We start from the raw sequence: 22,058 nt of genomic DNA, 5'->3' as shown, positions 1-22,058 counted from the left end.
GCAAAAGCGCGGAGCAGCACGCCGATGTTCTTGTGCGGCTGGGTATTGGCCAGCGCCAGCGCATAGCCGCGCGGCGCGAGGGCCAGACGGTCGAGCACCGTGTCGTCCGGGTCCACCCGCAGGATGTGATCGACCCCGTTGTGGATCACGTGGATGCGCGATGCGGGTGCGATGCCGAGATCGACCAGTTCGCCTTTGGCGAAATCCGACACCGTCAGCAGGCCGCGCTGCAACCGACCCGCGAGGCGAGTGTGAAGACGGAGCCACTGGCGCCGCAGGAACGTATAGGAGATGGGCGCCGTGAAGACCTGTGCGTCATGAACCATCGTGAACGCATTGCGCGCCAGCAGCGGCGTGGTGTTGCAAAGGTTCAGCAGGATACGGCCCTTCAAGGCGCGGGGCAGAATGATCTGTTCCCAGACCAGAGGGCGCAGATTTCGCAACGCCTCGTGCGGGACGTCCCGTGGCAGACCGGGTCCGTCATCGGTGGCCCTGACGAGGAACCCCACGGTGTCGCGCGGCCTGGCCCTGCAAAAGGCGCATCCCAGTTCGTAGCCCACGCGGTGCACGGCGGTGGGGGGGCTGGTCATGAACTTGCCGTTCAGTGCAATCTTCATCGGTCCGGCCCTTTTCATTGTCGTTTCCGTCCAGCGGGCGCGTCACGACGAGCGGCGCTCATGGGGTCCGCCGGGTGCCGCGATCGCCGGACGCCATGATGCGTCGCATCATCAGATAGCCTTGCAGGCGGCCGAATGCGGACTGCAGGCCCAGACCTGCGTGCCAGAACCGCAGACGCAATGCGTGAAGCAGGGCCCCTACGACAGGACGTGCGGCCCACACACATGCGGTGCGAAACGGGTAGCCATGCTTGGCTAGCACATATCCCATGCCGCGTGCATAGGACGGGACCCGCCGGTACCAGTCGCCTTCGCCATGCTGCATGACGATTTCAGGGTGATGGGCGACGAGTGCGGGGTCGTAATACTCACGATAGCCCAATGCGAGCGCCTTGAGAGAGACATCCTGCATCTCGCAGGCTCCAAAATCCGTTCCAGAACCAACACCCAGACTTTCATCGAACCCGCCGGTCGCGGCCATCACGTCGCGTCTCGCGAGGAACGCCCATTCGATCTGGGAAAACCACACGCTTCTGCGATCGACCCAGCAGGCGGTCGTGCCGAATTTTCCGTTGATGGTCCTGCCCGTCGTGTCCGTTGGCCGACCGCACACGAGGTCCGCGCCGGTGGCTTCGAACAATGCGACCGCCTTGGCCATGAAGTCTACCGGATACCAGCAATCGTCGTCGGGAAAGATCACGATATCGGCCTGCGCGGCCTGCCAGCCGAAGTTCCGGTTGCGGCACAGGCCCACCAGATCGGGGGTGCGATGATGAACGACCGGCAGATCCGTGAAATCGGCAAGGATTCCCGCCAGACGGTCGTCGGCGTTCTGATCGACGATCAGGATGCTGGTCACCGGGCGGGTCTGGTCGCGCAGGCTGTGCAACAGGCGCCTCAGATCTTCGGCACGCCCTTTGGTCGCAACGACGGCAGCAATGGTCGGAGAAAGGTTCACCCGGTGTTTCCCTTACAATACAAAGCCTAAAGATCGTGAATGCGCTTGGGATCGATCCGTCCACGCAGAAACTCGTACAGGGCCAGACGGTTGCCCGCCGCACGCCCGCGCCGGTCGATCCAAGGCTCGGGGCGCATCTGACGCAGGTGATTGACAAGGCACAGCTTGAGGATCGACCTGACCACGATGCCCCGGGACAATGTTCCCTTGCGCATCATGTAGACCGGGTTTGCGACCTGGCTGTACCCCAACCGCCTGCCGCTCTTTTCCCGGCCCCGCTTCTCGCCGCAATGCACGCCTTGGAACGCATCCGTCTGCACCAGATCACCGGGCACGCGCGCGCCGAAATCCAGATCCTCGAACCAGGCATAGAGCGGCAGGTCCTCGTCGAAGCGCACGTCGCGGATCGCCGCCGTCCGGTAGGCCATGTTGCAGCCATAAAGGCCGTGCGTCCGCCGCAGGATGCGACCCGGCGGCGGTGCGCCTGCCGCATCGGCGGCATCCACGATCCTCACCGCCTCTGCCGCAGGGATGCCCGGTCCCTTGATGCCATCCTGCAGCACCAGACCATGCGCGCCGGCGACCTGCGGGTGATCCGCGAAGAACCGCGCCATACCCGCCAACGCAAAGCGCGACGGCACGAAATCGTCATCGTAGAAGACGACCAGGTCGATCCCGGGCGCCAGCCGGTCCAGACCGCGGTTGCGCTGGACGCACGATCCGCGCGGCCCGAAGATCGTCTCGACTGCAAAGGGATGGGTGCCGTCGGGCGGCGCGTCGGCCGCACTCTCCATCGACAGGATGACCTGTGCCGGGGGCTGGGTCTGCAGCGCCAGCCTATCCAGCAGCGCCGCCACGTTCTGCGGTCGCCCGAGTGAGGCGATGACGACGGCGATGTTATTCCCGATAAGGGGATTTACGCCCTCGCTCATATCTCATTTGATCCTTGAAGAGCTCTCAGCAGGAAATCTTTTGAGTCCTGCTGCAGCACGGCCAACCGCTTTTCGACCGGCGCATAATCGATATGGCTCAGATTGTCCGGCACGGCATCATCAAGAACCAACCGATCCTCGAGCCCCAACTGCCCCAGAAGAGAGGTGAAGCGGTCCAAACCACGTTCGCGGTTGCCGAGAGCATAGAAATTCTTGCGGAAGATGATCGAAAACACCATGCCATGAAAGGAGTCTGTCAGGACATGCTCGGCATCCCGGAACGCACGCAACCATTCTGGCAATGAGATTGCCGAGGCTTTCCCTGTCTCACCATTCTCAATTACCTGTGTATGCAAATCACCGTCGTCTGTCCGCAGGCGCATTTCGATTTCGGACATGACGCCATTTTTGTCGAGAACATACATCAAGACTGTCCGGTGTTCTGACCGGTCACCCACGGGCATCATCCGTTCGTAAGCCGCAGCATCTAGCAATAGGGTAGGGTCGAGGGTGCAGTGTGCATCTGCCCGTTCAAGCGTCTCGCGGCAGATGGTAATAGCACTGTGTTCGCGCACGGACATTGCATCAAAACGACCCAGAAGCTTTGAAGCGTCCGCTGTCAAATGCGGCATTGCCCAATCCGAAAGCCCGAAAGAGGCCGCATAGGAAATGCGCTTCACACCATCGGGCACGAAATCCAGAAAATAATTCAGGAAATCTAGATTTTTCAGGTAACCCCGCCACACCTGATCACTGCCCACCACCACAGCATCCAATTGTGATGCGATACGGGACATGCCTGACGTGTCATAAATCGGAAGTGTCATCGATGGCATGACCTGACGCAAGAACAGTTCATGGGCCATTTGCCGCATATATCTCTCGCGCACACCGAACAGGTTTTGCCCGGGGATTTTTCGCAGAAAAGCCAGAATGGGGCGTTGCCACTTGGGCCGCCACAGCTTCTTGCGCAAAATAATTGGCTCCATTCCCTGTTGTTCAAGAAATCTGTATAGTGCCACAGATTGAATCATGCCGCCGTAATTACCGTTGAACGGCAGGGTAAGAATGCCAATACGCTTCGAATCTTGTTGTTTCATAAAATAAAATTTGCATTTTCGTGTATTACTGGATTGATACCTAAATTTGTCGCTTCCAAAGCTCCCAGCACGCCCCGCCGAAACGCCGCCTCGTCGAACTGTCCCGCGTGGGCCACCAGCCGTGCGGGGTCCGCATCGGCCAGACCCGATGCCTCGAAATCGCGCACCGCCGTCACCAGCCCGTCGACCGACTGGTCGCGGAACAGCAATCCGGTCTCGCCGTCGATCACCGTGTCCAGCGCACCGCCGCGGCCATAAGCGATGACCGGCCGGCCGGAGGCCATGACCTCGACCGGGACCAGACCGAAATCCTCCTCGCCGGGAAAGATCAGCGCCCGGCAGCGCGCCATGTGGGATTTCAGCGTGGCGAAGTCGGTCTTGCCCAGCAGGGTGACGTTGTCAGGGGCCGTGGCCGCAAGGCGGGCGCGGGTCTTTTCGGGGCCGCCGATCATCACCAGCGGCAGGCCCAGTTCGCGGAACGCGGCGATGGCCAGGTCGGGGCGCTTGTAGGGGGCAAGCTCCCCTGCCCAGAGGTAGAAGTCGCCATGCTCCGCACGCGGCACCGGGGCAAAGGCCGCCACATCGACAGGCGGGTGCACCACGGCCGCATCACGCCGCCAGTACTTGTTCACCCGGTTGGCCACATGGGTCGAATTGGCAAGAAAGCTGTCCACCCGCGCGGCCGAGGTGACGTCCCACATCCGCAACCGCGGCGCCAGCAGCGGCATCGCGGCGCGCGTCAGCATCCCGGCCCCGTCGCGGTAGACGTTGTACTGATCCCACAGATACCGCATCGGCGAATGGACGTAGCACAGATGGAACGCATCAGGGGGGACGATGACCCCCTTGGCCGGCCCCGCCTCGGACGAGATGACGAGGTCGTAGCCGGTCAGGTCCAGCGCCTCGAGGGCGCCGGGCATGAAGGGCAGGTAGGACTGATACATCCGCTTCGCGAATGGCAGCCGCCCGACCGAGGTCTGCGTCACCCGGTGCGCCCGGATCGTATCGCTCATCGCCGCCGAGTCGTGGACATGGGTGAAGATGTCCGCCTGCGGATACATCCGGCACAGCGCCTCCAGCACCTTCTCTCCGCCGCGCATGCCGACGAGCCAGTAGTGGATGAGGGCGACGCGGGGGGCGGTGGTCATCGGCAGACCGACCAAGCGTTCACCGTCACCCCTTGGCCCCCCTCACCCCTTGGCCCCCTGCCCGCGGGCATAGACGTCCTCGTAGCGGATGATGTCGTCCTCGCCCAGATAGGCGCCGGTCTGGACCTCGATCAGGACCATCGGCACCTTGCCGGGGTTCTCCATCCGGTGCACGGCGCCCAGCGGGATGTAGACGGACTGGTTCTCGGTCAGCAGCTTCACCTCCTGATCGACCGTGACGCGGGCGGTGCCGGACACCACGATCCAGTGTTCCGACCGGTGGTGGTGGCTCTGCAGCGACAGGGCGGCACCCGGTTTCACCACGATCCGCTTCACCTGGAACCGGCTGTCCAGCGCCAGCGTCTCGAAATGGCCCCAGGGGCGGTGGTCGCGGGCAAAGGCCTCGGCCTGCAGCGCACCCTTGGCCTTCAGGCGTTCCACCGCGATCTTGACGTCCTGCGCGCGACCCCGGTCTGCGACCAGCACCGCATCGTCCATCGCCACCACGATGATGTCGCGCAGGCCGATCCCCACCAGTTCGACGCCGTCGCTGTCGGACCGCAGCAGGGTGTCGTGGCAGTCGATCGCCGTCACGGCCCCCGCGACGGCGACGCCGTCCGCGTCCGTGCCCATCTCTCGCGCGACCGCGTCCCAGCCGCCCAGATCGTTCCAGCCCGCGTCATAGGCCACCACCGACAGATTGTCGGCGCGTTCCATCACCGCATAATCGACCGAGATCGACGGCACGGCGTCCCAGGCCGCGGGATCGAGGCGCAGGAACCCCAGATCCGGCTGCGCTTGACGCAATGCCGCCTCGACCGGGGCCATCAGGTCTGGCGCATGGGTCCGGGCCGCGGCGACGAAGGTGGCGGCCGTGAACAGGAAGATGCCGGCGTTCCACAGGAAATGACCGGCCTCCAGCATCCGCGCGGCGGCGGCGGCGTCTGGCTTTTCGACAAAGCGGCTCAGCGGTACCGCGTCCGCACCGGCCGTGGCAGACAGTTCCAGCCAGCCATAGCCGGTTTCCGCATGGGTCGGGCTGATCCCGAAGGTCACGATGCGCCCGGCCTTTGCCGCGGGTACGGCGCGGGCCACGGTGGCGCGGAACACCGCCGGATCGCTGATCGCGTGATCCGACGGGGCCACCAGCATCAGCGCGTCCGGGTCGGTCTGCGCCAGCATCAGGGCGGCGGCCAGCACGGCGGGGGCGGTGTTGCGGGCACTGGGCTCGATCAGGACGGTGCCCGGATCGATCCCCGCCGCCAGCAACTGTTCGGTGACGATGAAGCGGAAGTCCGATCCCGTGACCACCACCGGTGCCGCGTAATCCGGGCCGGTCAGTCTCGCGGCCGAGGCGGCGAACAGGCTCTGTTCCCCGGTCAGGGGCACGAACTGCTTGGGAAAGCTCTTGCGCGAAATCGGCCACAACCGCGTGCCAGCGCCACCGCACAACAGAACCGGGGTAATCATGGATTGTCCTTCCTTGAACATGTCCGACGCAATATCGCCTTGCAATGTGACGTGTGTATGCGTCGGGCCCTCATCCCGGCGCAATGGCAGTTAACGACGTTCGGCCATTCGCAGCCATCGCAGACCTTGGCCCGGAATGGGCCATCCGACACCGAGAACGCATGCCGGGCTACACCGTTCCGTGTCAATCATGCAGCTGGCAGTTGGGCTGACGGATGCGATCTCTGCACAGGAAACGATCTTTTTCCAGCCTTGCAGCCGCATGACGCGTCAGGGCGCATAAACGAAACGCAGATCCCCGTCCCCCAGAATGACGGCACTGAGCCGCCCGCCCGCATAGGCCCCGGTATCGACGAAGATGACGGATTGGCGGATGTCGGGGACCGGCACGATGACATGCCCCTGCACGATCCACATGCCGTCCTGCCGCGGCACCCGGGCGCAATCCGGGTGTCCCCAGACCAGCGCGCGGTCCTGCACCGCCAACGGGCGGGCGGGATCGGCCCCCGCATGGGTCACGCCGACCGTGCCGGACACGTGCAGCAAGGGCCTGTTGCGCAGCCAGGCGATGGTCGCATCGCCCATGGCCGTCATCAGCGCGTCGCGCAGATGCGGCAGGGCCTCCCGCACCAGATCGCCCTTCACGCCGTAGCTGGCCAGGGTCTGCAACCCGCCATGACGCAGCCAGGCAGGCCCCTTTTCCAGTGGATCGTCGAGGAAATTCAGCAGCATCTCTTCGTGGTTGCCGCGCAGGCAGATCACCTCGGGCCGGTCCAGCGCCAGCTCCAGCGCTCTGCGGACGTTCTCGCCCCGGTCGACGATGTCGCCCACCAGCACGATCTGCCCGGGCAGATGCGCCAGCAGCCGGTGCATCTGCGCCGCACAGCCATGCACGTCGCCGACGACGCTGAGGATGCCGTCCGGGGCGGGTGGCACATAGGGGACCGGCGGCGGGGGGCCGGGGCGACCCAGCAGGCGGCGGACGAGGGATTTCATGGCGGACTTGTCCTCTCTGCCGTGCAGCAAGGTCAAGCCCGCATCGCAGCCCCGCCGCGGGCCCCGCCGCGGACCTAGTTCACGACAGGGCGGCGTTCAGGGTGGCCGCATCGATCTCGGCGTTGACGAACAGGACCTGATGCACCTGCCCCTGCCACGGGCGGCCGCCGTTGTCGCGGTTGCCCACGACCAGCTGTGTGATGGCCGGCACCGCGCAGGCCACGTCGGTGCCCAGCGTCACACCGTCCATCGCCACGATGCAGGCGTTGGCCTTGGCCCGCAGCCCCATGCGCACCGGCTGCGACCGGCCCGCGGGTTTGCTGGTGTCGGCCGAGGGGATGTTGGACAGCTGGCTGACGCCGTCCGTATAGACGCCCACGTTGAACGCGGCCTCGGTCGTGCCCCAGAGCGCCTCGGCCAGCCAGGCCAGATGGTCCACGGGTGCGCCGTCGGCCCCGTCGTCCACCGCCGCCAGATAGCGCGGCTGGTTGACCGTGGGCAGGCCGCCGCCCGTCACGCCGGTCCCCACCAGCGCCCACGACGCGGCGGGCACAGCGATCGGCACCCGGTCGAGGCCACCGGTCTGCACCACGGCGCCCGCGGCGCGGGCCGCCGCCATGCTGGCATAGGCGGTGCCCGCGACGAAGGCCCTGTCGCCCGGATAGTCCAGATGGATCAGCGCCAGCGGATGCCACCATGCGGCTGCCGGCGGGGCCGCGATCGCCGCGACCCGGACGACCGCCGACGGTGCACTGGTCCCCGCAAAGGACCGCGCGTGCAGCCGCACGTCCACCGCGCCGCCGCCTGGGATCGCCACGTCGAACGTACCGCCCGCGTCGGTCCAGACCGGCGGACATGCCGGCTGTTCGGTCCACGCCCCGCTGCTGCCAGCCTCACGGTACGCGACCACCCAGGCGGGCGGCTGTGGCTGCGGCACCGCGATGCGGATGGTCCGGCCCGTCACGATGACGGGGGCTGCGGGTACGGCAGGCAAGGTCGTCTGCCATGTCTGGATCAGGGGCATCAGGACGGCTGCCCGGTTGCCTGCGTCCCGGTGGCCTGCGGCGTCGAAGTGGGTCGGATCGCCGTAACCCGCAAAGGTGTCAGCCACATCCGCCCCCACGAAGACCGTCCGCGCCGTGGACAGCGGGATCGCCTTGTGCGCCGCGTCGATCGCCACGCGCGTGGGCCGGTCGGCGGCATAGAGGCTGTTGGCGATGAACCGGATCGGCTGCATCTGGTGGATGAACACGCCCATCCGTGCAGCCCCCGGCACGCTGCGCAGATCGGCCAGCATGGCGGTGAAGGCGGCCGTGTACTGCGCCTGCGTCACGTTTTCGTTCGCGTCCTGCTCGCCTTGCGTCCAGGACATGACGACCTCGGCCCCGGGGAATGCGGCCAGACAGGCGGTCAGCCGCGCCTTGGCCACCGCATAGCTGGACCCGCCGAGGCCCAGAGGACCGCCGGTCATCTTCGCACCGCCGACGGCCACCGGCACGATGACGATCTTTCCAGTCACGACGCTCAGCAGGGCCTGCGCCAGACGGAACGACCGCGCAGGACAGTTCTGACCGGTGCCCGGCCAGACAAGGGGCTGCACGGCGGCATCGTCGCGGGCCGCCGTCGGGTTCCAGACGCGGATGCGCCCGCTGGCGTCCTGATCCAGCACAGGGTCGATGAAACTGCCGCTGGTCAGCGTGCTGCCCGCCTCGTTCGACTGGCCGTAGGCCAGGATCACCAGATGCTGCAGCCCGGGCGGACCGACGGGTCCCCGCATCTGGCGCAGCACCACGTCCACCGGACCCAGACCCAGCATCACAGCCAGCCGAACAGCGTGGCCGTGGTGCCGGCCGCCAGCACCCGCACGGGGGACAGCGGCAGGATCTGCCCCTGCACCAGCGCATAGCTCAGCGTGACGCCCGCCTCGCAGCGCAGCACCGCGGTGCCGGCCGTCTGGCAATAGATCACCCGCGGGCGCCGGGGCAGGTCGGCGCCGTCGCTGGGCTGGATCGCAAAGTGCTGGCCCGCCGGGCTGGACAGGCCGCGGGCATGGGTGGAAAAGGCATGTGACATGACGGGGCATCCTGTGCTGGGGCTGGCCCCCCGCGCCGGACCGGCACCGTCCGCGCTGACGCGGTCATGGTATGGCCTCGGGCGGGCGGACCCTGCCGCGACCCTGCCGCGGAAATGCTTACCAACGTGCATGACCGACGCACGCCTGGTCCGCAGGCCACGCAACACCCCTATGTCGGATAGGTTCCGCAGGACGGTGGCATGTCGGTCGTCAAGACCTATCCCGACGCAGCCCAACCGGGTCTGCCGGTGACATGGTCAGACCAAGGGTTCCTTGGCCGTATGGAAGGGGGGGGCCGGTTCCTGCGAGGCGGTCCTTGGTACTGCGTCCGCTGACCCACCACTGCCCCTGCGTACGGCGAATAGCGATTTCGCCGTTTGCGTCATCTCCAGCACGGGCAGAATGACATGCTTCAGGATCGGAAAGTGGCGGGATATGACACCCTCACGCCAGAATGCGCCCTTCAGGGTCGTGAGGATCTCCAGCTTCGACAGACCGGTGGTCGCAGAGTTGAGATCGACCTTGTCATCCCTGCCGAAATCGATGGATCGGGATCCCACGGACAGGATCCGCAGATCGTTTGCATCGGGACGTAGAATGGCCTTGCGCAAGCGGACCCAGGCGGGCCCCGCATCGGCCATGGCCTGGGCGCCGCCCGCCACGGCTGGCAGGTCGTCGATGTAGGACAGGGCGCCGCGCATCAAGGCGCCGAACATATCCTCCGCATTGCCATCGGGGTGCTTGCTGTTCGTCGAGACAAGCCCGTCGGTGCTTTTGGAAAAGTGCCGGACCGACGGGAGGTCGGGCTCGAAGACGGATTCGATCAGATGCCAGAACCGCAGGACGACCGTGGGGGCATCGAACGGATTGTAGCCATGCCCTTCGACGAAGAGGCCCGTCAGCCTTGGAAAGTGAGACGTGCTCTGGCGCTTGTAGTTGACCCGTGCAATCTGCAGACCTTCGAAGCGCTTGTCCGGAAACCCGTCCGACAGAAGCCGCAGCGTGCTTCCGTACAGTCCAGTATCGCACAGGATAACGCGATGCGCACCGGCGCAGACATCGTCCAGATGGCGCGCAAAGAGTGCGTCCTGCTGCATGATGTCGTCCAGGATGTCGTCACCTGTGGGAGAGTTCAGCAGGTCGAGGAATGTGGGGCCGTCGAAAGGCTGCGACCATGCGTCTGGCAGAGTGTAGGACCGTCCGCCGAGTGCGCGCGCAACCATGCTCATCGGCTGATCGCGAAACTCGTAGCCAATTTCCGCAAGTGCGGATGGACTCTCCTGCAGGATGGCACTTCGGGCCGCGATCAGCCGCGAGACATAGAGCAGACGGGTCGTGACATCCTGCGGCAGTGCCAGTCTGGCAACGGTCCGGTCAAAGGCCAGACGCATGCCCATGCCGCCGCGCATGCAAAACAGCAACGGCGCTTGTCCGGAGCGTTGGGCTTCGACTCCATAAAGCCAGATCAGCAGCGACATCTCGGCCATGATGGGCCCGAACACCGCGCGGCCAAAGGCGTGGGCACTGTCCGCAATCTCCATCGGTACGGACACGGACGGCCCTGTCCGCACGGCAGGACGGTTGCGCGCCGCCTTGCGGCGCAGCATGACCGCGGCTGCATTCAGTTTGCGGACATAGGCCAGGGCCCGGGGCCGGGGCACGTGACACGTGGCGATGCCAAGGGTCGCCGGAACTGCGACATCGGCCCTTGGATCGTCGCCGATGTGGAACATGTCGCCTGCCGCCACTCCCTCGGCGGCGGCCACGACATCGAAAAACTCACCGCGATGCTTCGTGCAGCCATGATCCGCGCTCGCATAGACTGCATCGACCAGATCACCGTGGAAGTGACGGATCAAGGTGGCGACCTGTTCCGTGGACAGGGTCGTGTCGCTGACGGCAACGATGCGGCGCCCCTTCTGCCGCTCTTGGCGCAGACGATCTGCCAAGGTGCGATTGGCCGACAGGGACTGCATCTCGACCTCGACCTCCATGCGCAATCGCATATCGGCAAAGCCGGCAGGCAAACCTAGAATAGCCAACTGCCGCGCAACGATGTCGGCCAGTCGCACCTCCTGCGGGATGGTACTGCGTCCCATGGCCAGAAACGCCAGCTTCTGTGCAGAGCGGCGCGCCCGGATCAGCAGGTCACTGGACACGTCATGACCGTGGTCCCGCAGGGACCGGGAAAACATCCGTTCTGCGATGTCGATCCGCGATGTTTCCGACCGGATGCTGCGCAACAAGAGCGTGTCGAAGACATCGGTCGTGATGAGGACAGTCTTATCGGGAACGACAATATTCGTCATGTTTCATTATCCGCGGTTTGGGTCGACCAATAAAAGCGACGCTATACGCTTGGACGTAGGTAATACTGCCTCGTGGACCGCGATAATAAGGTGTGCGCCAACGCAGATCTTGAAGTGCATGATTACATATTTTCCACCCTTTCACACATCACATGTTACAGGAACACCTGATTTTCTCAGACTTGAGCATATAGCCATGCATCCGGCAAACCCACAGGACGACACACTGGCGCCCCGGCAGGACTGGATCAGGTTTTCCTTTCGGTCATAGGTGCGCCAATTAAGGCTCTTGGGGAACCTAGCCAAAAGGCAGGTGGATACCGTCGATCGGGATGGACGAAATTACCGGGTCTGGCGCGCCCGGCGGTATCCTCGTCGGCACCCGCCATCATAGGATCGCAGGATCCGGTGAGTTGCGGACACACCGGGCGCGGCGCTTCGGGTGGCCCGCTACGTTACGTTCCCGATACCCGGGGCAGATGGGTAGTCGTATTTTCGTCATTTTGCAGCGCTGCTGCATCGACCAGGGTGATAGCCCGTGCGATTGCCATGCGGGCGCGCTCAGACCTTTCTCCACGCAGGGCGACGGCAGATCCAATGAAGACCCGGAGGCCGATCGCATCACCGGACGGATCCATCGGCGCTGCGAACCGGACGGCGTCCGCGATCCCCTCGATCCGTCCGGACCCCACCGGCGCGTCGGTCACCACGATCAGGTCGCTGTCGCCGGTATAGGCCATTACCGTCCGCCCGGATGGGGACAGCGTGGCCAGATTGCGGGACACCGCGCCTGCGATATCTTCCAGCAGGGCTGCGATCCGCGTGGGGGCATGACGGGCCTGCAGCGTCGCGATCCCGTCGATCCGGATGGCGAAGACGCGGACATCGGCCATATCCTCGGGTGCCAGCCGCATGATGTAGTGCGACAGGGACAGCCGGTCGATCAGGGCCGGCACATGGCCGCTGCGATAGTCCTGTGCAACGGCCGCACCCTGCGCCTGTGCCGCCTGCAGATCGACACCGGTCCTGAACACGTCATAGGCCATCTGCAACCGCTGGCGCAGGTCGTCCACGTCGAAGGGCTTGGTCGCATAGTCGCTGGCACCGGCCTGGAACGCCGCAGAGATGTGCTGCATGTCCCGTCGCGCGGTCAGCATCACGATGGGGACGTCACGGCAGGACGGGATCTGCCGGATCGCACGACACAGCGCGATGCCGTCCATGTCCGGCATGCTGACGTCGAGCAGAAAGTAATCGATGGTCCGGGACGGGTCGGACAGGATCCGCAGTGCCGCAGCGCCGGACGTGGCGGTGACGATCCGCAGATGCCCGGCATCCGCACCGACGATCCGCACGAGGTCGAGGATGAAGCGTTCGTCGTCGACGGCCATGACGGTCATCACGGGCCGGGTCGTGCCGTCGGCCTGCCGCACGACGGGCGGCGGGCGGCGCAAGGCACCTGCCCCCGCCTGCAGGGGTGCGCGACGGGCGATCCTCTGCCACGACAGGTGAAGCAGCGACAGCGCGAACATGCCGGTGACGCCGACGAGCGTGTAGACCCCCAGGATCGACCACCACGAGGCCCCCATCGCAAAGGCTGCGGCCCCCGCCACGAAGCCGGCGGCGACGCTGAGGAAAAGATATCCGACGATCATCGATCCGTATCCATCGTTGATAGACCTTTCGCGCAGCGACTCCGGCAGGGGATCCATCAGGACACCGACGTGCCGCCCACGTGCCATGCCAGATCCATTCAAGCGATCTTAATGATCGAGAGGTCGAAGAGATGGCCGAACTGTGGTCGAAATGCGAAGCCGTGCCGCGGCGGACGGCGGACGCGTCTTTGGCAAGCGTCCCGGCCCGGATGGCGGATCAGTCCCCCGACACGTGGCGGACGCCGTTCCGGCGATGGCGTCCGTCCCGGAACGCCTGTCCGGCAGGCGACCCCTGCCCCGCACATCGGTTCCTGACTGTCCCGCACCCCATTGCAGCCCCGCACGACCGCGTTACCTGATGGGAACGAACGGCCTTTTCCACCCAACCTGCCCAGATCGGACCATCCCATGACCCGCACCACGCTTGCCACCGCCCTGTCCCTGATCGTAGCCACGGCGGCGGCCCAGGCCGAGACGCTGCGGGTCGGCATGTCGGGGGGCTATTTCCCCTTCACCTTCGTGCAGCTGGACGAGCTGCAGGGGTTCGAGGTCGATGTGATGAACGCGGTCGCGGAGCGGACCGGCGACGAGGTGGAATTCGTCACCATGTCGTTTTCCGGCCTGATCGGTGCGCTGGGGGCGAACCGCATCGACACCATCGCCAACCAGATCACCATCACGCCCGAACGCGAAGCGCAGTTCGCCTTCTCGCAGCCCTACGTCTTCGACGGCGCGCAGGTTGTGGTGAAGGCCGGCAACGAGTCCACGATCACCGGCCCCGCGGATCTGTCCGGCAAGACCGTCGCCGTGAACCTCGGATCGAACTTCGAGGAACTGCTGGCCGACCTGCCCAACGCCGCCGAAATCGACGTGCGGACGTATGAGAGCAACATCGCGCAGGACACCGCCCTTGGCCGCGTCGATGCCTTCGTCATGGACCGGGTGTCCTCGGTGCAGCTGATCGCCGAGAGCCCGCTGCCGCTGGCGCTGGCGGGGGCACCCTTCAGCGAGATCCGCAACGCCCTGCCGTTCCGCAACGACGAGGCCGGCCTTGCCCTGCGCGACAAGGTCGATGCGGCGCTGACGGAATTGCGCAACGATGGCACGCTGGCCGAGATCTCGGACAAGTGGTTCGACACCGACATCACCGTCGTCGCGGACTGACGCGCGATGCAGCCGCTCGACCTGGGTTACATGTGGGCGCTGCTGCCGGTCCTGCTGGCCTATGTGCCGCTGACCCTGTTCATGGCCGCCGTGGCCATGGTCTGCGCACTGGTGCTGGCGATGTTCCTGGCGGTGGAACGGGTGGTGCGCGTCCCCGTGCTCGACTGGGTCGTGCGGCTCTTCATCAGCTTCTTTCGGGGCACGCCGCTGCTGGTGCAGCTGTTCCTCTTCTACTACGGCCTGCCGCAGGTGCTGACGTTCATGGGCGGCATCGACGGCGTCACAGCCACGATCATGGGCCTGACCCTGCATTTCGCCGCCTACATGGCCGAAAGCATCCGCGCCGCGATCCTCGGCGTGGACCGCAGCCAGTGGGAAGCGGCGCAATCCATCGGCATGACGCGCACCCAGGTCATGACCCGCATCGTGCTGCCGCAGGCGGCGCGCGTCGCCGCACCCACGCTGGTCAACTACTTCATCGACATGATCAAGGGCACCTCGCTGGCCTTCACCCTCGGCGTCACGGAACTGATGGGATCGGCGCAAAAGGAAGCGGCCGGCAGCTTCCTCTATTTCGAGGCGTTCCTCGTGGTCGCCGCGATCTACTGGGTGATGGTCGAGGTGCTGGCCTTCGGTCAGCGCCACCTCGAGGTCTGGCTGAACAAGGCGGTGGTGCGATGAGCGGTGCGACCAAGGCGGGCATTTCCGTCACCGGCCTGTCCAAGGGGTTCGGTGGCACGCCGGTGCTGCGCGACATCGACCTGACCATCGCGCCCGGCGAGCGGGTCGTGGTGATCGGCCCGTCGGGCACCGGCAAATCGACGCTGCTGCGCTGCCTGAACTTCCTCGACCGCCCCGATGCGGGCACCGTGCGCGTGGGCGATCTGAACGTCGATGTGGGGACAGCGACCACCGCCCAGATCCTCGCCCTGCGGCGGCGCACGTCCTTCGTGTTCCAGAACTACGCGCTGTTTGCCAACCGCACCGCGCGCGACAACATCACCGAAGGGCTGATCACCGTGAAGGGCCAGCCAAAGGCGCAGGCCCGCGCCCGCGCCGATGCGATCCTGAGCGAGATCGGCCTGGCGGACCGAGGCGACGCCTATCCCAGTGCCCTGTCGGGGGGCCAGCAGCAGCGGGTCGGCATCGGGCGCGCCATGGCGCTGGACGCGGACCTGATGCTGTTCGACGAACCCACATCGGCGCTGGACCCCGAATGGGTGGGCGAGGTCTTGGACCTGATGCGCCGCGTGGCGGGACGCGGCCAGACCATGCTGATCGTGACGCACGAGATGCAGTTCGCCCGCGAGATCGCCGACCGCATCGTGTTCATGGACGGTGGCCGCATCGTCGAACAGGGCCCGCCAGCCGACCTGTTGGGCAACCCTCAGGACCCGCGCACGCGCGATTTCCTGCGCCGGGTGGTGTGACCGCCGGTCTTTGAAATGGGACGACATGCCACCATATGACGGGGGGCAGATGCGCGGAGGGACGAGATGGGATACGCGAAGACGGCCATGCTAATGGCGGCGATGACGGCGCTGTTTCTGGGCGTGGGGTATCTGATCGCCGGCACGGGCGGCATCGCGGTGGCCTTTGCCGTGGCCGTGGCGATGAACGCCTTCACCTGGTGGAATTCCGACAAGATGGTGCTGCGGATGCATGGCGCCCAGCCGGTCAGCCCCGGCGACCGGGCCGGTTTGCACGCGATGGTGGCTGATCTGGCCCGCAGGGCCGACATGCCGGTGCCCGCCGTCTATCTGATCGACACAGCGCAGCCCAATGCCTTTGCCACCGGGCGCAATCCCGACAACGCCGCCGTGGCGGTCACGGCGGGCCTGCTGCGCACGCTGGACCGCGATCAGGTCGCCGCCGTGGTGGCGCACGAGCTGGCGCATATCCGCAACCACGACACGGCGATCATGACCGTCACCGCGACGTTCGCCGGTGCGATCTCCATGCTGGCGAACTTCGCGATGTTCTTCGGCGGATCGCGCGAACGGCTGGGACTGGTCGGCACGCTGGCGATGATGATCCTGGCGCCCCTGGCCGCAGCCCTGGTGCAGATGGCGATCAGCCGGTCGCGGGAATACGAGGCCGACCGCGTGGGCGCCGAGATCTGCGGCAACCCGATGTGGCTGGCAGGTGCGCTCGAGCGGATCCAGGCGGGGGCCGCGCGGATCGACAACCACGCGGCCGAGCGTCATCCCGCCACGGCGCACATGTTCATCATCAACCCATTGCATGCGCATGCCCACGACAAGCTGTTCTCGACCCACCCCAGCACCGCCAACCGCGTGGCGGCCCTGCGCGCCATGGCGGGCCGTCAGCATCCGGCGGCTCCCGTCACCATACCCGGCAGGGGCATGGGCATGGGCATGGGCACGCCCCCAGGCCCGACGCCCACAGGCTCCAGCCGCGTGCCCACCGTCCGCCGCAAGGACGGCCGCGGCCCCTAGCGCTGAGGCGCTGAGGCGCCGGGGCGCATAACAGCCGCGTCACGGCGACCGTTCGGCCATGCCGACGAGCCCCGGCAGCATCTGTCCACCGGCTTGTGTCCACCGGCAGGCGGTCCCCGCGCCCCGACGGCGCCTGCGCGATCACGGCGCGTCGGCTGCGACAGGGCTATCCGACGCCGTTCGACCCGGGATCAGCGGACCCTGACCGCATGGGGCGGTGCGGCCTTGCGCAGGTGGGCCGGCGGATGCCCGCCCGGGCCCGAAGACGGCGGGACGCCGCCGATCACGGGCTTTGCAAATCCGGTCCAGTCGAGGCACAGAAGGCCCGACGCAGGCGGACGACAGGAGACACGTCATGGCACGATACCAGCGCAGCATGAACGCCGTTGCGGTCGCAGGGGCGGGTGACCGGGCATCCGTCGGCGGACCGACGGGCCGCGCGATGCGCAACGCGCCGACGCAGGCGGTGTCCGCATGAAGATCGCGGTCGTAGGCCTCGGCTATGTCGGCATGTCGAACGCCGTGCTTCTGGCGCAGCACAACGCGGTCGTGGCCGTCGATCTGGACCCTGCCCGCGTCGATGCGGTGAACGCGAAGGTCAGTCCGATCGAGGATGCTGAGCTGTCCGAGTATCTCGCGACGCGGCCCCTCGACCTGAGCGCCACCACCGATCTGGCCGCCGCCGTGGCGGGTGCGGATTACGCCATCGTGGCCACCCCCACCGATTACGACCCGAAGGAGAACTTCTTCGATACTGGCTCCGTCGATACGGTTATCCGTCAGGTGCTGGCGGCGAACCCGACCGTCACAGTAGTGGTGAAATCCACGATCCCCGTGGGCTACGTCCAGCGGATGCGCGCCGCACTGCAGACCGACCGCATCCTCTTCTCGCCAGAATTCCTGCGCGAGGGCCACGCGCTGCACGACAACCTGCATCCCAGCCGGATCATCGTCGGCTGCACCACGCCCGCCGCCCGCCGCTTTGCCGACCTGCTGGTGCAGGGCGCTGTCCGCAAGGACGCCCCGATCCTCTTTACCGGCCCGGACGAGGCCGAGGCGATCAAGCTCTTTTCCAACACCTACCTCGCCATGCGGGTCGCCTATTTCAACGAACTCGACAGCTATGCCATGGCCGGCGGCATGGACACGCGGCAGATCATCGACGGCGTCGGCCTCGATCCGCGGATCGGGGCGCATTACAACAACCCGTCCTTCGGCTATGGCGGCTATTGTTTGCCCAAGGACACCAAGCAGCTCTTGGCGAACTACGCCGCCGTGCCGCAGAACATGATGCAGGCGATCGTGGACGCGAACCGCACCCGCAAGGATTTCCTGGCGGACCGCATCGTCGCGCTGAACCCGCGCGTCGTCGGCATCCACCGCCTGGTGATGAAGGCGGGGTCCGACAACTTCCGCCAGTCCTCGGTGCAGGGGATCATGAAGCGGATCAAGGCCAAGGGCATCACCGTCGTGGTCTTTGAACCGGAACTGGCCGACGACAGCTTCTTTGGATCGAGCGTGGTGCGCGACCTGGGCGCGTTCAAGGCCCAGTGCGACGTGATCGTGGCCAACCGCCTGACCGCCGATCTGGCCGACGTGGCCGATCGGGTGTTCACCCGCGATCTGTTCGGCGGCGACTGACGCCGCAGGGCGCGCACCGCCAACCCATCGGGCGGGTCTTCAGCCGCCTGTCGCAGGGTCGGCCATCGGCGGCAGCGTCAGCCCGGCCATGTCGATGCGGCGGGCAAAGGCGCGGCCCTGCGCGTCGAACAGGTGGCAGTCGTCCGTGGCGAAGGCCAGCGCGACGGGCAGATCGGGGCGGATGCTCTGCGTGCCGGGCAGCACGAAGCAGAAGCTGACCGCCTCGCCGCCGTCGCCCGCCACCGCGGTGTCGTCGGTGGCGTAACCGATGGTCTGCTGGCCCAGATGCTCGATCACCGAAGGCGTCACGCGCAGATGCGCCGTGCCATCCGCCGCTGCACCCTGCGCCAGTGCGATGTGTTCCGGCCGGATGCCCAAGCTCAGGCGCTGGCCGGGCAGACCCGCGCGGGCGGCGGCGGGCACGGTCACGGGGACATGCAGGTGCTGCCCCTCCAGATCGACGGTCACGCCCGTTGCGTCCACGCCCACGCAGGTGACCGGCAGCACGTTCATGCGCGGATTGCCGATGAACCCCGCGACGAACAGGGTCTGGGGAGTGTGATAGAGTTCCAGCGGAGCACCCACCTGCGCGATGTAGCCATCGTGCAGCACCACGATGCGGTCGGCCATGGTCATCGCCTCGATCTGGTCGTGGGTGACGTAGATCATCGTCGCACCCAGCTGCTTGTGCAGACGCGTCAGCTCGATGCGCATGTCGGCGCGCAGGGCGGCGTCGAGGTTCGACAGCGGCTCGTCGAAGAGGAATATTTCCGGCGCGCGCACGATGGCGCGCCCGATGGCCACGCGCTGGCGCTGGCCGCCGGACAGGTTGCCGGGCTTCTGCTGCAGGCGGTCCTCGAGGTGCAGGATGCGGGCGGCGGCACCGACCTTGTCGCGCACCTGCGCCTCGGCCAGCCCCTCGACCCGCAGGGGAAAGGCGATGTTCTCGAACACGGTCATGTGGGGATAGAGGGCATAGGACTGGAACACCATGGCGATGCCCCGGTCCACCGGGGCCATGTCGTTCACCCGCACCCCGTCGATCACGATGTCGCCCGCGGTGGTGTGTTCCAGCCCCGCGATCATGCGCAGGAGCGTGGATTTCCCGCAGCCCGAGGGGCCGACGAAGACCATGAACTCGCCCTCGACCACGTCGAGGCTGACGCCCTTGACCACGTCGATGGTGCCGAAGGATTTGGTGACGGTCTGAAGCGACAACTGGCCCAAGGCGGCGGACCTTTCTTCTGATCTGGATGAAAAGGCCCCCCGGCTGGCAGGATTGACCCGCAGGCCGGGGGGAGGTCACCCGGACCCCTGCGCATGCGAAGGGTCCGGGCGGGGAGGAAGGTTACTTGTAGTCCTCGATCTCGGCGGCCGCCGTCGTCAGCGCCTCCTGCGGCTCGGCCGCACCCGTGACGACGGACTGCACCATCTCGATCATCGCGTTCTGGAAGCCCTTGTAGTCGGTGAACAGCGGCTCGGGTCCGCCGAACGCGATCCCGTCCACGAAGGGCTGCCAGTAGGGCGCGCCTTCCAGCATCATGTCCACGGCGGGTCCGGGGCGCAGCGGCGTCAGGCTGGCGGCACCGGCGCCCTCGTAGGCTTCCTGCACTTCGGAGGAGGTGATGTATTTGGCGAACTCCGCAGCCTTCTCCTCGACCCCGGTGCCCGCGAAGATCGCGAGGCTGTCGGTGATCAGGAGCGTGCCGGGGCCCTGCGCCTGCGGTCCCAGCGGCAGGTCGGCCACGCCCCAGTTGATGTCCGTCTCTTCCAGCAGGAAGGCGGCACCGACCGAGGTCTGGATCATGCCCACGCCGCCGTCGAGGAAGATCGCCCGGATCTCGTTCTGCTCGTAGGCGGTGGCGCCTTCGACGGAATAGGGCGTGATGTCCTTGTAGGCCTGCAGCGCCTCCAGCACCTGGGGGCTGTCCATGGTGATGGTGCCGTCCGCGTCGATGATCTGGCCGTTGTTGGTGTACACCCAGTGCAGGAACTGGTGCATCGTGTTGTCGAACGTCTTGGCGGGCAGGCCGTAACCGGCCGCATCGGTGTTCTCGGTGATCAGCTTCGCGAAATCGATGGTCTCGGCCCATGTCGCGGGCGGCACTTCGGGATCGAGGCCGGCTTCCTCGAACAGGTCCTTGTTCCAGTAGAACGCCTTGGTTGAGAACGCGATCGGCACGCCCCACTGGGTGCCTTCGAAGGTCACCGTGTCGACGATGTTGGGATAGTAGCTGGCGGCCTCCTCTTCCGTCATCGGCACCGGCACGATCAATTCGTTCAGCGCGAATTCCTTCAGCGTGCGCGAGCCGACATAGGCCATGCCCACGGGGCTGCCGGCGGCGGCCAGCGTGGTGGCCTTGTCCTGGCACTGGGCCCAGCCCACGACCTCGGGCGTCACGGTCCAGCCTTCGTTTGCGGCCTCCCACTCGCCGATGTAGCGTTCGTGCACCGGGTCAATCTTGTCACCGCAATAGATCCAGCTGATGTCCTGGGCCATGGCGGGCAGGGCCGTCGTGCCGGCCAGCATCAGGCCGATCAGGCTTTTCGTCGCAAGGGTGGTCATGGGCGCGTCTCCTTGTTGATGGTGTGTTTTTATTTCACCGCACCGGCGGTCAGACCGCCGACGAGATGGCGTTGCAGGACAAAGATGATGACCAGCGCGGGGGCGATCCCCACGAAGCTGGCGGCCATCAGCTCGTTCCAGATGACTTCCTGCTTGCCGAAGAAGGCGAAGAGCCCCACCGGCAGCGGCATGTATTCGGTCTTGGAATTGAAGGTCAGCGCAAAGATGAACTGCTGCGCATAGGCCCCGATGAAGGTCATGATCGCGACCACGACGATGCCCGGCCGCGCGATGGGCAGGATCACCCGGCGGAAGGTGTAGAACTGCGACGCCCCGTCCATGTAGGCGGCCTCGTTCAGCTCCGGCGGGATGCGCATCATGTAGGTGCGCAAGAGCCAGATCGCCGACGGGATCAGGAACGCCGCACCGGGGATGATCATCGCCCAGTAGGTGTTGAGCAGACCCAACGTGCGCATCAGCCGGAACAGCGGAATGAGCAGCACCGCCCCGGAAAACATCGACACCGCCAGGAACGCCCCCAGCACCAGCGCCATGCCGCGGAACCTGAATCGGGCAAAGGCATAGGCGGCAGGCACCACGAGGATCAGCACGATCACCGTGGACACGGTGGCGATCAGCAGCGAGTTGAAGATGTAGAGCCCGAAATAGGGGATGCGCACCCACATGGTGCGATAGGCCTCGAACGACCCGCCCTCTGGCCAGAAGCTGTAGGGCGTGGAGAAGAGCTGCGACAGCGGCTTCAGGCTGACGAGGAAACCCTCAACGAAGGGCGCCAGCATGAAGAACAGGAAGAGTGCTATCCCCGCGTAGATCATGACGTATTCGGTCACGCTGTAGCGGTCGATCATGGCGCGGGTGCTGGCGCGGCGGGCGCGCGGGGCGACCTGTGTCTTGGTCTTGGCCGGTTTGGCGGGCACGTATGTGCCTGTGATCGCGGGGTCCGACATG

The 22,058-nt window shown here is 66.0% G+C and carries 20 protein-coding genes; 6 read left to right on the top strand and 14 right to left on the bottom strand.

The features are described from left to right. The 11 genes from BMX16_RS13070 to BMX16_RS13020 all read right to left on the bottom strand — a co-directional run. A partial coding sequence (locus BMX16_RS13070; protein ID WP_143058030.1) for a glycosyltransferase family protein occupies positions 1–617 on the bottom strand: 617 nt, incomplete at its 3' end. Between the two features lie 58 nt (positions 618–675). After that, a complete protein-coding gene (locus tag BMX16_RS13065) occupies positions 676–1,575 on the bottom strand; it encodes a glycosyltransferase family 2 protein (RefSeq protein ID WP_089904377.1) in 900 nt (299 codons plus the stop codon). A 26-nt stretch (positions 1,576–1,601) separates the two neighbouring features. Beyond that, entirely contained in the window at positions 1,602–2,507 is a 906-nt protein-coding gene (locus tag BMX16_RS13060; protein WP_089904375.1) for a glycosyltransferase family 2 protein, read from the bottom strand. Continuing rightward, entirely contained in the window at positions 2,504–3,607 is a 1,104-nt protein-coding gene (locus BMX16_RS13055) for a polysaccharide pyruvyl transferase family protein (RefSeq protein WP_089904372.1), read from the bottom strand. Before BMX16_RS13055 ends, BMX16_RS13060 begins: the two co-directional genes overlap by 4 nt. Then, positions 3,604–4,755, bottom strand: a complete 1,152-nt coding sequence (locus BMX16_RS13050) for a glycosyltransferase (protein ID WP_089904399.1) — start codon at positions 4,753–4,755, stop codon at positions 3,604–3,606. The genes BMX16_RS13055 and BMX16_RS13050 overlap by 4 nt, the downstream gene beginning before the upstream one ends. Positions 4,756–4,797: 42 nt before the next feature. Further along, positions 4,798–6,225, bottom strand: a complete 1,428-nt coding sequence (locus tag BMX16_RS13045; protein WP_089904369.1) for a mannose-1-phosphate guanylyltransferase/mannose-6-phosphate isomerase — start codon at positions 6,223–6,225, stop codon at positions 4,798–4,800. A 270-nt stretch (positions 6,226–6,495) separates the two neighbouring features. After that, a complete protein-coding gene (locus BMX16_RS13040; RefSeq protein ID WP_177174662.1) occupies positions 6,496–7,221 on the bottom strand; it encodes a metallophosphoesterase in 726 nt (241 codons plus the stop codon). 79 nt (positions 7,222–7,300) lie between these two features. After that, on the bottom strand, positions 7,301–9,037 hold the full coding sequence (locus BMX16_RS13035) for a sialate O-acetylesterase (RefSeq protein WP_089904366.1): 1,737 nt from the start codon (positions 9,035–9,037) through the stop codon (positions 7,301–7,303). Beyond that, complete coding sequence (locus BMX16_RS13030) at positions 9,037–9,294, bottom strand: spike base protein, RCAP_Rcc01079 family (RefSeq protein WP_089904363.1); 258 nt, start codon at positions 9,292–9,294, stop codon at positions 9,037–9,039. Before BMX16_RS13030 ends, BMX16_RS13035 begins: the two co-directional genes overlap by 1 nt. Before the next feature lie 258 nt (positions 9,295–9,552). Then, the gene (locus BMX16_RS13025) at positions 9,553–11,604 is read right to left on the bottom strand and encodes a hypothetical protein (protein WP_089904360.1); all 2,052 of its coding nucleotides are present in this window, start codon (positions 11,602–11,604) and stop codon (positions 9,553–9,555) included. A 455-nt stretch (positions 11,605–12,059) separates the two neighbouring features. After that, positions 12,060–13,346, bottom strand: a complete 1,287-nt coding sequence (locus tag BMX16_RS13020) for a response regulator (RefSeq protein WP_089904358.1) — start codon at positions 13,344–13,346, stop codon at positions 12,060–12,062. A gap of 321 nt (positions 13,347–13,667) precedes the next feature. On the opposite strand from BMX16_RS13020, the gene BMX16_RS13015 reads away from it, so the two are divergent. From BMX16_RS13015 to BMX16_RS12995, 6 genes are all read left to right on the top strand, one after another. Next, the gene (locus BMX16_RS13015) at positions 13,668–14,423 is read left to right on the top strand and encodes an amino acid ABC transporter substrate-binding protein (protein WP_089904355.1); all 756 of its coding nucleotides are present in this window, start codon (positions 13,668–13,670) and stop codon (positions 14,421–14,423) included. Between the two features lie 6 nt (positions 14,424–14,429). After that, entirely contained in the window at positions 14,430–15,104 is a 675-nt protein-coding gene (locus BMX16_RS13010; protein WP_089904352.1) for an amino acid ABC transporter permease, read from the top strand. Further along, the gene (locus BMX16_RS13005; protein ID WP_089904348.1) at positions 15,101–15,853 is read left to right on the top strand and encodes an amino acid ABC transporter ATP-binding protein; all 753 of its coding nucleotides are present in this window, start codon (positions 15,101–15,103) and stop codon (positions 15,851–15,853) included. The genes BMX16_RS13010 and BMX16_RS13005 overlap by 4 nt, the downstream gene beginning before the upstream one ends. Positions 15,854–15,919: 66 nt before the next feature. After that, positions 15,920–16,882 (top strand): zinc metalloprotease HtpX, encoded by a 963-nt coding sequence (gene htpX / locus BMX16_RS13000; protein WP_089904345.1) that lies wholly within the window; start codon positions 15,920–15,922, stop codon positions 16,880–16,882. A 355-nt stretch (positions 16,883–17,237) separates the two neighbouring features. Further along, complete coding sequence (locus tag BMX16_RS18210) at positions 17,238–17,360, top strand: hypothetical protein (RefSeq protein WP_281242598.1); 123 nt, start codon at positions 17,238–17,240, stop codon at positions 17,358–17,360. Beyond that, entirely contained in the window at positions 17,357–18,523 is a 1,167-nt protein-coding gene (locus tag BMX16_RS12995; protein ID WP_089904342.1) for a nucleotide sugar dehydrogenase, read from the top strand. The genes BMX16_RS18210 and BMX16_RS12995 overlap by 4 nt, the downstream gene beginning before the upstream one ends. Positions 18,524–18,562: 39 nt before the next feature. On the opposite strand, the gene BMX16_RS12990 is transcribed toward BMX16_RS12995, so the two are convergent. The 3 genes from BMX16_RS12990 to BMX16_RS12980 form a co-directional block, all read right to left on the bottom strand. Beyond that, entirely contained in the window at positions 18,563–19,750 is a 1,188-nt protein-coding gene (locus BMX16_RS12990; RefSeq protein WP_089904339.1) for an ABC transporter ATP-binding protein, read from the bottom strand. A 121-nt stretch (positions 19,751–19,871) separates the two neighbouring features. After that, positions 19,872–21,089, bottom strand: a complete 1,218-nt coding sequence (locus BMX16_RS12985; protein ID WP_218139885.1) for an extracellular solute-binding protein — start codon at positions 21,087–21,089, stop codon at positions 19,872–19,874. Positions 21,090–21,118: 29 nt separating this feature from the next. Further along, positions 21,119–22,057, bottom strand: coding sequence for a carbohydrate ABC transporter permease (locus tag BMX16_RS12980; protein WP_245731543.1), 939 nt, complete (start codon positions 22,055–22,057; stop codon positions 21,119–21,121). Position 22,058 lies beyond the last annotated feature (1 nt).

It is taken from the genome of Loktanella fryxellensis, from assembly GCF_900110065.1.
Taxonomy (GTDB): domain Bacteria; phylum Pseudomonadota; class Alphaproteobacteria; order Rhodobacterales; family Rhodobacteraceae; genus Loktanella; species Loktanella fryxellensis.
Note: the sequence above shows the minus strand (reverse complement) of the source record. Positions and strands in the feature narration are given on the sequence as shown.